Source organism: Neobacillus mesonae, assembly GCF_023715155.1.
GTDB classification, from domain to species: Bacteria; Bacillota; Bacilli; order Bacillales; family Cytobacillaceae; genus Neobacillus; species Neobacillus mesonae_A.
This window is the reverse complement of the sequence record NZ_JAMBNQ010000165.1, coordinates 1-252: the sequence shown is the minus strand read 5'-3', so window position 1 is coordinate 252 and position 252 is coordinate 1. Positions and strand designations below refer to the sequence as shown.

The window sequence follows — 252 nt, the reverse complement described above, 5'->3', positions numbered from 1 at the left end:
AATTAAAGAAGAAGTTGTGGATAGTAGTGTTTTAGCTTTAATTGTACAGTTCTTAAAATCGGGAATCTTAGAGAATGGTGTTGTTTACGAGAATGATAATGGCAGTCCTCAGGGTGGTGTTATTAGTGTAAACAGCCACTTTATATCCTCAAAAATATCTCTAATATTTTCAAATTCCTTCGGAATTGTCTATATACTTCTCTGGAACAATATGCTAAATTTTTTGCATATTAAAAGGGGGAGTTTTTTTAT

The 252-nt window shown here is 31.3% G+C and carries 1 protein-coding gene; it reads left to right on the top strand.

Going from position 1 to position 252, the window contains the following annotated elements:
• Window positions 1-252, top strand: a 252-nt coding sequence (locus tag M3183_RS26995) for a hypothetical protein (protein ID WP_396953771.1), incomplete at both ends; no start/stop codon positions are given.